Origin of the sequence: Streptomyces capoamus, from assembly GCF_014654935.1 — a bacterium.
Lineage (GTDB): Bacteria > Actinomycetota > Actinomycetes > Streptomycetales > Streptomycetaceae > Streptomyces > Streptomyces capoamus.
Genome location: NZ_BNBF01000046.1, coordinates 1 through 10,667 on the forward strand (window position 1 = coordinate 1; position 10,667 = coordinate 10,667).

The 10,667-nt window shown below is 72.3% G+C and carries 6 protein-coding genes and 1 pseudogene; 3 read left to right on the plus strand and 4 right to left on the minus strand.

What is annotated here, in order from left to right; all coding sequences use genetic code 11:
* Positions 1–701 (minus strand): maltotransferase domain-containing protein (locus IE312_RS36910; protein ID WP_189986690.1); only part of this gene is annotated, 701 nt, incomplete at its 3' end.
* A gap of 360 nt (positions 702–1,061) precedes the next feature.
* Here IE312_RS36910 and IE312_RS36915 point away from each other — a divergent pair.
* Positions 1,062–3,680, plus strand: a complete 2,619-nt coding sequence (locus tag IE312_RS36915) for a glycosyltransferase family 1 protein (protein ID WP_189986691.1) — start codon at positions 1,062–1,064, stop codon at positions 3,678–3,680.
* Positions 3,681–3,756: 76 nt separating this feature from the next.
* Here IE312_RS36915 and IE312_RS36920 read toward each other — a convergent pair whose 3' ends face one another.
* The 3 genes from IE312_RS36920 to IE312_RS36930 all read right to left on the minus strand — a co-directional run bounded on the left by IE312_RS36920 (position 3,757) and on the right by IE312_RS36930 (position 8,277).
* Positions 3,757–4,278, minus strand: coding sequence for a DUF1990 domain-containing protein (locus tag IE312_RS36920; RefSeq protein ID WP_189986692.1), 522 nt, complete (start codon positions 4,276–4,278; stop codon positions 3,757–3,759).
* A gap of 71 nt (positions 4,279–4,349) precedes the next feature.
* The gene (locus IE312_RS36925) at positions 4,350–5,990 is read right to left on the minus strand and encodes a M4 family metallopeptidase (RefSeq protein WP_189986693.1); all 1,641 of its coding nucleotides are present in this window, start codon (positions 5,988–5,990) and stop codon (positions 4,350–4,352) included.
* Between the two features lie 247 nt (positions 5,991–6,237).
* The gene (locus tag IE312_RS36930) at positions 6,238–8,277 is read right to left on the minus strand and encodes a M4 family metallopeptidase (protein WP_189986694.1); all 2,040 of its coding nucleotides are present in this window, start codon (positions 8,275–8,277) and stop codon (positions 6,238–6,240) included.
* A 356-nt stretch (positions 8,278–8,633) separates the two neighbouring features.
* On the opposite strand from IE312_RS36930, the gene IE312_RS36935 reads away from it, so the two are divergent.
* On the plus strand, positions 8,634–10,415 hold the full coding sequence (locus IE312_RS36935; protein ID WP_189986695.1) for an ABC transporter ATP-binding protein: 1,782 nt from the start codon (positions 8,634–8,636) through the stop codon (positions 10,413–10,415).
* Positions 10,412–10,667, plus strand: a pseudogene (locus tag IE312_RS43495) (ABC transporter ATP-binding protein); the annotation flags it as partial. The gene IE312_RS36935 and the pseudogene IE312_RS43495, both read left to right, overlap by 4 nt.

Here is a 10,667-nt window from a genome sequence, read left to right on the forward strand (position 1 = left end):
AGCGGCATCGCGTCCGACGCGGTGACCAGCTCCCGCAGCGGATGACGGGCCAGCACCGCCTCCACCTCCGGCGCCAGGGCCGCCGCCAGCCGCCAGGCGGCCGGGCGCTGCTCGTCCCGCAGCGCCGCCACCGCCTCCAGGACGGGCGCCCGGTCCTCCTCGGGGACCCCGGCGGCGGCCCGCTCGTACAGCTCGGCGCCCTCCGCCAGCACCAGGTCCGTGTCGATCCCGGCGGGGATCTTGATCCGGGCGTGGTGCCGCCAGGTGCCGAGCGGGTCCGACCAGGCCTCCACGGTGTACGTCCAGCGGCCGGGTTCGCCCGCCGTGACCGTGGCGCCCCAGCGGTCGGTGCCGGGGGCGAGTTCCCGCATCGGCGTCCAGGGCCCGGCCCGGCCCGCCGGGTCCCGCAGCACCACGTTCGCCGCTACGGCGTCGTGGCCCTCCCGGAACACGGTGGCCGACACCTCGAACGACTCCCCGGCCACCGCCTTCGCCGGCCTGCGCCCGTGCTGGACCACGGGCCGTACGTCCAGGACGGGGATGCGGCCCAGGGCGGTGGCCGGCTGCGGGGAGGACCGTTCCCCGGTCGCGGACGGGCCGGCGGAGGCCGGTGCCGCGCCCTTCCTCCCCGTCGTCCTCTTTCCTGCTCCCTTGGTCTTGCTGGTTGTCGTGGGTCCTGACGAGTGGTGCGTCGCGGGCATGACCGCTCCTGTCCGCTTCGACGTCGGTGTGGCGGATTGGATAGGGGGAGGTGGGTCCTGCGGAAGTGCAGTGGTGCGCCTGTGGGGTGTGTACCGGAGGAGCCTTCCCACCCGGTTCGGGTGGGCAATCCGGCACTTTGTTAACTACTCACGCGTACGTCCACCCCCAAGACCGGCCCCTTTCCTCCGGGTGCCCCCGGAGCGGGTCTTGACGCCCCGCCGGCCGCGACACCCGCAGCGGTTGCGACACCCCCGGCCGGTACGTCCCCACCGACCGCGCGGTAACCACTACCGTCGAAGACGACGACGAGACGCACAGCGCCGTGCGTCTCACCCCGCGAACGCGTCCCGAGGTGGAATGTGAAGGCGATCCGTCGGTTCACCGTCCGTCCCGTACTCCCCGACCCCCTCCGGCCGCTGAGTGACCTGGCGCGCAATCTGCGCTGGTCCTGGCATGCGGAAACACGCGACCTGTTCCAGTCCGTCAGTCCGGAGGGCTGGGCCCGCAGCGGTGGCGATCCGGTCCGGCTGCTGGGCGGCGTGCGACCGGCACGGCTGGCCGAACTGGCCGGGGACCGGCGGTTCCTGCGCCGGCTCACCGCGGCCGCCGACGACCTCGACGACTACCTGACCGGCGACCGCTGGTACCAGGGGCAGGCCGACGGCCTGCCCCGGGCCGTCGCCTACTTCTCGCCCGAGTTCGGCATCACCGCCGCGCTCCCGCAGTACTCCGGCGGCCTCGGCATCCTCGCCGGCGACCATCTGAAGGCGGCCAGCGACCTCGGGGTGCCGCTCATCGGCGTGGGACTGCTGTACCGGCACGGGTACTTCCGGCAGACCCTCTCCCGGGACGGCTGGCAGCAGGAGCACTACCCCGTGCTCGACCCCAACGAACTGCCGCTCACCCAGCTGAAGGAGGCCGACGGCACGCCGGCGCGGGTCTCCCTCGCGCTGCCCGGCGGCAAGGCGCTGCGCGCCCGGATCTGGCTGGCCCAGGTGGGCCGGGTGCCGCTGCTGCTGCTCGACTCGGACGTGGAGGAGAACGAACTCGGCGAACGCGGGGTGACCGACCGGCTCTACGGCGGCGGCGGCGAGCACCGGCTGCTGCAGGAGATGCTGCTCGGCATAGGAGGTGTGCGGGCCGTACGGACGTACTGCCGGCTCACCGGGCACCCGGAGCCGGAGGTGTTCCACACCAACGAGGGGCACGCCGGCTTCCTCGGCCTGGAACGGATCGCCGAACTGTGCGCGTCCGGCCTGGACTTCGACTCGGCGCTGGAGGCCGTGCGGGGCGGCACGGTGTTCACCACGCACACCCCGGTCCCGGCCGGCATCGACCGCTTCGACCGGGAACTGGTCGGCCGGCACTTCGGCCCCGACGCCGAACTGCCCGGCATCGACGTGCAGCGGATCCTGGCGCTGGGCATGGAGACCTACCCGGGCGGCGAGCCCAACCTGTTCAACATGGCCGTGATGGGGCTGCGGCTGGCCCAGCGGGCCAACGGGGTGTCCCTGCTGCACGGTCAGGTCAGCCGGGACATGTTCGCCGGGCTGTGGCCGGGATTCGACCCCGAGGAGGTGCCGATCACCTCCGTGACCAACGGGGTGCACGCGCCGACCTGGGTGGCGCCGGAGGTGCTGCGGCTCGGCGCCCGGCAGCTCGGCGCCCAGCGGGCCGAGGACGCGCTGACCGTCGGCGGCTCCGAGCGCTGGGACTCGGTCGCGGACGTCTCCGACCAGGAGATCTGGGAGCTGCGCCGGACCCTGCGCGAACAGCTGGTGCTGGAGGTGCGCGAGCGGCTGCGGGCGTCGTGGCGGCAACGCGGCGCGGGCGACGCGGAGTTGGGCTGGATCGACGGGGTGCTGGACCCGGACGTCCTGACCATCGGCTTCGCCCGCCGGGTCCCCTCCTACAAGCGCCTGACGCTGATGCTGCGCGACCGGGACCGCCTGATGGAGCTGCTGCTGCACCCCGAGCACCCGGTGCAGCTCGTGGTCGCGGGCAAGGCGCACCCGGCGGACGACGGCGGCAAGCGCCTGGTGCAGGAACTGGTCCGCTTCGCCGACGACCCGCGGGTCCGCCACCGCATCGTCTTCCTGCCCGACTACGGCATGGCGATGGCGCAGAAGCTCTACCCCGGCTGCGACGTCTGGCTGAACAACCCCCTGCGGCCACTGGAGGCCTGCGGCACCTCGGGGATGAAGGCGGCCCTGAACGGCTGTCTGAACCTCTCCGTCCTGGACGGCTGGTGGGACGAATGGTTCCAGCCGGACTTCGGCTGGGCCATCCCGACCGCGGACGGCGCCGGCACCGACCCCGACCGCCGCGACGACATCGAGGCGGCGGCCCTGTACGACCTGCTCGAACAGCGGGTCGCCCCGGGCTTCTACGAGCGCGGACGGGCCGGCCTGCCCGACCGCTGGATCGAGATGGTCCGCCAGACCCTCTCCCTGCTGGGCCCCAAGGTGCTGGCGGGCCGCATGGTCCGCGAGTACGTCGACCGGCTCTACGTCCCCGCCGCGCAGGCGCACCGCGCACTGACCCCGGACACGGCGAGCGAGCTGGCCGCCTGGAAGGCCCGGGTGCGGACGGCCTGGTCCTCGGTGAGCGTGGACCACGTGGAGACGACGGCGACGGGCGCCACCGCGGAACTGGGCACGACGGTCGGCCTGCGCGTCCGGGTGGCCCTCGGCTCGCTGACCCCGGACGACGTGGAGGTCCAGGCGGTGTCCGGCCGGGTGGACGCCGAGGACCGCATCGCGGACGCCACGGTGGTGCCGCTCAAGCCGACCGGCGCCCCCGACCTGGAGGGCCGCCTCCTCTACGAGGGCCCCCTCTCCCTCGACCGCACCGGCCCCTACGGCTACACGGTCCGCATCCTGCCCAGTCACCCCCGCCTCGCCTCCGCCGCCGAACTGGGCCTGCTGGCCGTACCGTCGGAGGAGGTGGGGGAGGCAGCGGGCATGGTGCTGCGGTGACGTGCGGGGTGGCACGCGGGAGCGGCTGATCACACCGGTGTGATGCGGGGCGGGACGCGGAGCGTCGCCCGCCGGGTCAGGCCTCGGGCAGGCCCGCGCACAGGCGCTTCAGTACCGCCCCGCAGCGGCGGGCGTAGGCGTGCTGGAGGCCGCGGGTGGCCGGGCCGCCCGCGCGGGCGTACCACTTGGCGGGCCTGCTGAAGGCCGCCACGGTGAGCCAGACCGTGCCGTCGCCGGTGCGGTCGACGAGGAAGGCCTCCTCGCCGCATTCGGGGTGGCCCTGGAGGGTGCCGTACGCCCAGCCGGCGCGGCGGGGTTCCTCGGCCGTCCATATGATGCGGCAGGGGGCCTTTATGACGCCGGCCAGGGTGACGGTGACGTCGACGCCGGGGGCCGCACGGTCGGCGGTGGCGTCGATGCCGACGCCCAGCTCGCGGTGCATCTCCCAGGTCAGGACCGCTTCGGCGGCTCGGTGGAAGACCTCGTGGCCCTCGCCGAGGCGGGTGCGGACGAGCATGGGGCGGAAGCCGGGCGGGCAGCACGTCGGATCGTCGCGGGTCGCACCGACCGGCTCGTAGGAGAAGGGCACCGAAGACATGGGTCACAAGGGTAGGGCGGCACCCGGAAGACCTGCTTCCCGGGTGCCGCCCCGTGCCGAGTCGGTGGTGACTAGGCGACGTTGACCGCGGACCAGGCCGCGGCGACCGCCTTGTACTCGGTGCTGGTGGAGCCGTACAGCGCCGACGCCGCGTTCAGGGTCGCCGTGCGGGCGGCCTTGTAGTTGGTCGTCGAGGTCATGTACGTGGTCAGCGCCTTGTACCAGATCTGCAGCGCCTTGGCGCGGCCGATGCCGGTGACGGCGGAGCCGTTGTACGTCGGCGAGTTGTAGGTCACGCCGTTGATCGTCTTCGAACCGCTGCCCTCCGAGAGGAGGTAGAAGAAGTGGTTCGCGACGCCGGACGAGTAGTGGACGTCCAGGTTGCCGACGGAGGAGGACCAGTAGTCCGCCGAGCCGCCGTCCTTGCTGGGCTTGTCCATGTAGCGCAGCGGGCTGCCGTCGCCGTTGATGTCGATCTTCTCGCCGATGAGGTAGTCACCGGGGTCGGACGCGTTGTTCGCGAAGAACTCCACGCCGGTGCCGAAGATGTCGGAGGTGGCCTCGTTCAGGCCGCCGGACTCGCCCGAGTAGTTCAGGCCCGCGGTGTTGGCGGTGACACCGTGGCTCATCTCGTGGCCCGCGACGTCCAGGGAGGTCAGCGGGTCGACGTTGCCGGAGCCGTCGCCGTAGGTCATGCAGAAGCAGCTGTCGTCCCAGAACGCGTTCACGTAGGCGTTGCCGTAGTGCACGCGGGAGTAGGCGCCGACGCCGTTGTTCTTGATGCCGCTGCGGCCGAACGTGCTCTTGTAGAAGTCCCAGGTCTCGGCCGCGCCGTAGGCGGCGTCGGCGGCCGCGGTCTGGTCCGAGGAGGAGGTCGAGGCGGTACCGGTGCCGAAGACGTTGGTCGAGCTGGCCACCAGGGTGCCCGTGCCGGACGTCTTGCGGGCCAGGTTGTACGTCTTGTGGTTGCCCCGCGCGGTGTCGGTGAGCTGGTACGTCGAGCCCGACTGCACCGAGTTGAGGGTGACCGTGCCGGAGTACAGCGTCTTGCCGGTCGCGTTCTCGATGCCCTGGTACTCGTAGAGCTTCTTGCCGGTGGCCGCGTCGGTGATGACGTGCAGCTGGTTGGGGGTGCCGTCGTCCTGGAGGCCGCCGACGACCGTCTCGTAGGCGAGGACGGGCTTGCCGGAGCCGGCCCAGATCACCTTGCGGGCGCCGTCCGCGGTGGTCTTGGCGGAACCCAGCGTCTTGGCGGCGGACACCGCCTGCTTCTCGGCCTTCGCCGCGGTGATCTGCGGCTTGAGCGAGGAGATCTTGATGGCGGACTTGGCCGCCTTGGTGACGCCCTCGGTCCTGCCCGACTTGGCGGTGTGCACGATCAGGTCGCCGCCGAGCACGGGCAGGCCCGCGTAGGTGCGCTCGTAGCGGGTGTGGAGGGTGCCGTCGACGTCCTTGACGACGTCCTTGACGACGAGCTTCTCCTTGGCGCCGAGGCCTATCCGGTGGGCGGTGTCGGCCGCGCCGGCCTGCGCCTGCTGGAGGAGGGTGGTGCGGGCCGCCGTGGACAGCTGGGTCGGGGCCGCCGCGAGGGGGCCGGCCGCCGGCTGGGCGGTGGCGCTGGTGGTCACACCGGTGGCGAGCAGGGCTCCGGCCGCGACGGCGGTGGCGATGGCCAGAGTGGTGCGCTTACGACGCGCGTAGAGGGGGCTCACAGAAGCTCCTTCTCGTGGGGAGTCCGGTCAGCGTGGGGTTACTGGCCGACTGTGTGGGGTGGGAAGTTGCGGTGCTGCTGCGGCGGTGGAGAGAGAGTGACATCAGGGGCGCGTACATGTCATGACCCTGAAGTGATGTTGGCCGAAACTCGACCTTCAGGTGAACGTTTCGGCAGTGTGAACGGGCGCTGCCCGAGGGTGCTGCACCCTCGAACAGCGCCGTGATTCCGGGCTTCAGGCCTTCGGCTTACGGGAAGGTCAGCTTCCAGCTGTTGATCGTCCCGGTGTCGTAGGTGGCCTGATCCTGCACCCGCAGCTTCCAGGTGCCGTTGGCCGATTCCGTCGAGGCGTTGACCGTGTAGGTCTCGTTGACGTCGTCCGCCGAGTCCGAGGAGCTGAAGTTCTTCAGCCGGTAGGCGGTGCCCGAGGGGCCGACGAGGTCGATCACCAGGTCGCCCCGCCAGGTGTGGGTGATGTCGACCGAGACCTGGAGGTTGCTCGGCGCGTTGCCGGTCCGGCCGGAGACGGTGATGGCCGAGGTGACCGCGGGGCCGTTGTCCGGGACGGACACCGGCGTGGTGTTCTCGTACGAGGTGCCGCCGCCCCCGCCGCCACCGGAGCGCGACCCGACCCCCACGCCCGCCCAGGCGTCCTGCACCGCCTTGTACTCGGTGCTGGAGGTGCCGTACAGCTCGCCGGCCGCCGCCAGCGTGCCGGTGCGGGCGCCCGCGTAGTTGGTGGTGGAGGTCCACTTGGTGGTCAGCGCCCGGTACCAGATCTGCAGCGCCTTGTCCCGGCCGATGCCGGTGACCGGAAGGCCGTCCGCGGTGGGCGAGTTGTAGCTGACGCCGTTGATCACCTTGGCGCCGCTGCCCTCGCTCAGCAGGTAGAAGAGGTGGTTCGCCGGGCCGGACGAGTAGTGCACGTCGACGCCGCCGATGCCCGAGTACCAGTTGTCCTTGGACGCGCCGTCCTTGCTGGGCTTGTCCATGTAGCGCAGCGGGGTGCCGTTGCCGTTGATGTCGATCTTCTCGCCGACCAGGTAGTCACCGGGGTCGGCGGTGTTGTTCGCGAAGAACTCCACGCCGGCGGCCATGATGTCGCTGGTCGCCTCGTTCAGGCCGCCGGACTCGCCGCTGTAGTTGAGGTTGGCGGTGGCGGAGGTGACGCCGTGGCTCATCTCGTGGCCCGCGACGTCGATCGAGGTCAGCGGCTTGGCGTTGCCGGAGCCGTCGCCGTAGGTCATGCAGAAGCAGCCGTCGTCCCAGAACGCGTTGACGTACGAGTTGCCGTAGTGCACCCGGGAGTAGGCGCCGACACCGTTGTTCTTGATGCCGGTGCGGCCGAACGTGCTCTTGTAGTAGTCCCAGGTCAGCGCGGCGCCGTAGTGGGCGTCCGCGCCCGCGGTGGCGGCGTTGGAGTTGGTCCCGTTGCCCCAGGTGTCGGAGGACTGCGAGAACAGCGTGCCGGTGCCGGAGGTGCCGTGGTTGAGGTTGTACGTCTTGTGGCCGCCGCGCGCCCCGTCGGTGAGCGTGTAGGTCGAGCCCGACTGCGTCGTGGTCAGCGAGACCTGCCCGCTGTACTGGGTGTTGCCGATGCCGGTCCTGATCCCCTGGTACTCGAACAGCTTCTTGCCGGTGGCCGCGTCCGTGACGACGTGCAACTGGTTCGGGGTGCCGTCGTCCTGGAGCCCGCCGACGACCGTCTCGTACGCCAGCACGGGCTTGCCGGCCGCCGCCCAGACCGCCTTGCGGACGCTCTCCGCCTTCGGTGCGGTCGCGCCGAGCGCCTCCGCCCGCCGCACGGCCTGGCGCTGGGCCGCGGCCTTCGACACGGCCGGGGTGAGGCCGGCGAGCTTCAGCGTGGCGCCGGTGGCCCGGACCACCTCCATCGTCTTGCCGGACGTCGCGGTGGTCACGACCAGGTCCCCGCCGAGCACCGGCAGGCCCGCGTACGTCCGCTCGTACCGGGTGTGCAGCGTGCCGTCGCCGTCCTTGACGACGTCCTTGACCACCAGCTTCTCCCGGGCACCCAGCCCGAGCCGGCGGGCCGCTGCCGCCGTGTCCGCGTCGGCGTGCCGGACCAGCTCGGCGCGCTGCGAGGGCGTGAGGGCGACGGCGGTGTGGGCCGGGTCGGCCTTCCCGGCCGGCGGCTTCGCCGGGGCCGCGGTGGCCGTTCCGGACTGGACGGCGGCGGCGATCAGGGCGGCGACGCCGGCGAGGGCGACGGTGGCGGTTCTGGGGTGCGAGGTGTGGGAGGTGCGTCCGCGAGAGGAAATGCTTCTCAACACTGACTCCTTCTGCATGACCGCGGGTCGCGCGGCCAGGGGAGACCGGACGGTGGGTTGGGACGTCCGGGCAGAACTGGGCGGTGCGAAAGCCGTGTGCGGGTGCGGAGCCGGCTCACCCGTGCGCGCAGTAACTGTGGGGTTGCTGTGAGTCGGCATGGGAAGAGTGGCAGGAGATCTCCCCATCTGTCAGGACCGCGTCAGGAACTTGGCCAAAAACGGTTCGTTGACCGGATGTTCCTGTTCGGTAACCGGACTCCCGGCCACTGCGCGGACTCGTCGCGCCGACGGCCGGCACCGCCGTGCGGCCGAAACTCGGTGGGCGATGCCGGTCCCGGTCCGTACGCTCGCGTCTGATGCCCTCGACACGTGCAACCACCGACCGCTCCGCCGTCCGCACCCTGCTCCGGCTGTGGCCCTACGTGCGCCCGGTCCGCGCCCGGCTGCTCGCCGCCGCGTTCGTGGCGGTCGTCGCCTCCTGCACCGGTCTGGTGATCCCGCTGGTCCTGAAGTGGCTGGTGGACGGGCCGGTCGCCGACCGGGACCCGGCGGGGGTGTGGCTCGGCGCGCTGTACCTGCTCCTGCTCGGCCTCGCCGAGGCGCTCCTGTTCGGCCTGCGGCGCCGGCTCGTGGCCCGGCCGCTGTCGCACGTCGAGGCGGAGATGCGGGCGGACCTGTACCGGCGGCTGCAGCGGCTGCCGGTCGCCTTCCACGACCGCTGGGCCTCCGGTCAGCTGCTCTCCCGGGCCACGACCGACCTGATGCTGCTGCGCATGTTCCTCGCCTTCCCGCTGACGTTCCTGCTCGTCAACGGCGTCACCATCGTCGTCGGCGTGGTCATCATGCTGGTGCAGGACTGGGTGCTGGGCCTGGTCATCCTCGGGCCCGCGGTCCCCGTGCTGTGGACCTGCGTCGTCTTCGAACGGCGGTACGCGCAGGTGGCGCGCCGCGCCCAGGACCAGGTCGGCGACCTGACCACGGTGGTCGAGGAGAGCGTCCTCGGCATCCGCGTCATCAAGGGCTTCGGCCGCCACCGCAGCCAGGCCCGCGCGTTCCGGGACCTGACGGGCCGGCTGCGCGGCACGGAACTGCACAAGGCGCGGCTGCTGGCCACCATCTGGGCGGTCATCGTGACCCTGCCCGAGGTGGCCATCGGGGCGGCGCTGGTGCTGGGCACGGTTCGGGTGGCCGACGGGGAGCTGTCCGCGGGCACGCTGGTCGCCTTCCTCAGCACGGCGCTCGCGCTGCGGTGGCCGGTCGACTCCATCGGGTTCCTGCTGGCGATGAGCCAGGAGGCGGCCACCGCGACCGAACGGTACTTCGAGGTGCGCGACGAGGTGCCGGAGGAGCAGGCGGCCGGGAACGGCGACGCCCGCCCGCGCACGGGGGGCGTGCCGGGACTGCGGTTCGAGGACGTCTCCTTCCGCTACCCCGACGCACCCCCCGGCTCCCCGCCCCTCCTGAGCCACGTCGACCTCCACATCCGCCCCGGCGAGTCCATGGCCCTCGTGGGAGCCACCGGCAGCGGCAAGACGACCCTCACCGCGCTCGTCCCCCGGCTGCACGAGGTCACCTCGGGCCGGATCACCCTGGACGGGGTGGACATCACCGCGATGTCCCGCGAGGAACTGCGCATCAAGGTCGCCGTCGCCTTCGAGGAACCCACCCTGTTCTCGGCGAGCGTCGGCGAGAACGTGCTGATGGGCGCCCCGGACGGGGCCGGACGGCCGGAACTCGACCGGGCCCTGGCCATCGCCCAGGCCGACTTCGCGCACCGCCTCCCGCAGGGCACCGACACCCGCGTCGGAGAGCAGGGCCTGAGCCTGTCCGGCGGCCAGCGCCAGCGCCTGGCGCTGGCCCGCGCGGTGGTCGGCCGGCCCGGGTTCCTGGTGCTGGACGACCCGCTGTCCGCCCTCGACGTGCACACGGAGGCCGCCGTCGAGGCCGCGCTGCGCCGGGTCCTCGCCGACACCACCGCCCTGATCGTGGCCCACCGCCCGTCCACGGTGCTGCTGGCCGACCGGGTCGCCCTGCTCTCCGGCGGCCGGATCGCGGCCGTCGGCACCCACCAGGAACTGCTGCGCGACAACGCCGAGTACGCCCACCTGATGTCCGGGGAACAGGAGGACTCCCGTTGACCAGTACGACCGCCTCCACCCCGGCCGTCGCGGACGACGACCCGGACCGCCCCCGGGACACGGGCGGCGGCGACCCCTTCGACCGGGACGCCCTGCCCACCCCGCCCGGCGCCACGGCCGCCCTGCTGCGCTCGCTGCTGGCGCCCATGAAGGGCCGCGTCGCCCTCACCACGCTCCTGCTGCTGCTCCAGCAGGCGGCGGTGCAGGCGGGCCCGCTGCTCGTGGCGTACGCCATCGACAGCGCCGTACCGG

What these genes read in the sequence shown, in the direction of transcription:
- IE312_RS36920 (WP_189986692.1), bottom strand. Translation starts at nt 4,278, where the DNA reads ATGTCTTCGGTGCCCTTCTCCTACGAGCCGGTCGGTGCGACCCGCGAC.
- IE312_RS36935 (WP_189986695.1), top strand. Translation starts at nt 8,634, where the DNA reads ATGCCCTCGACACGTGCAACCACCGACCGCTCCGCCGTCCGCACCCTG.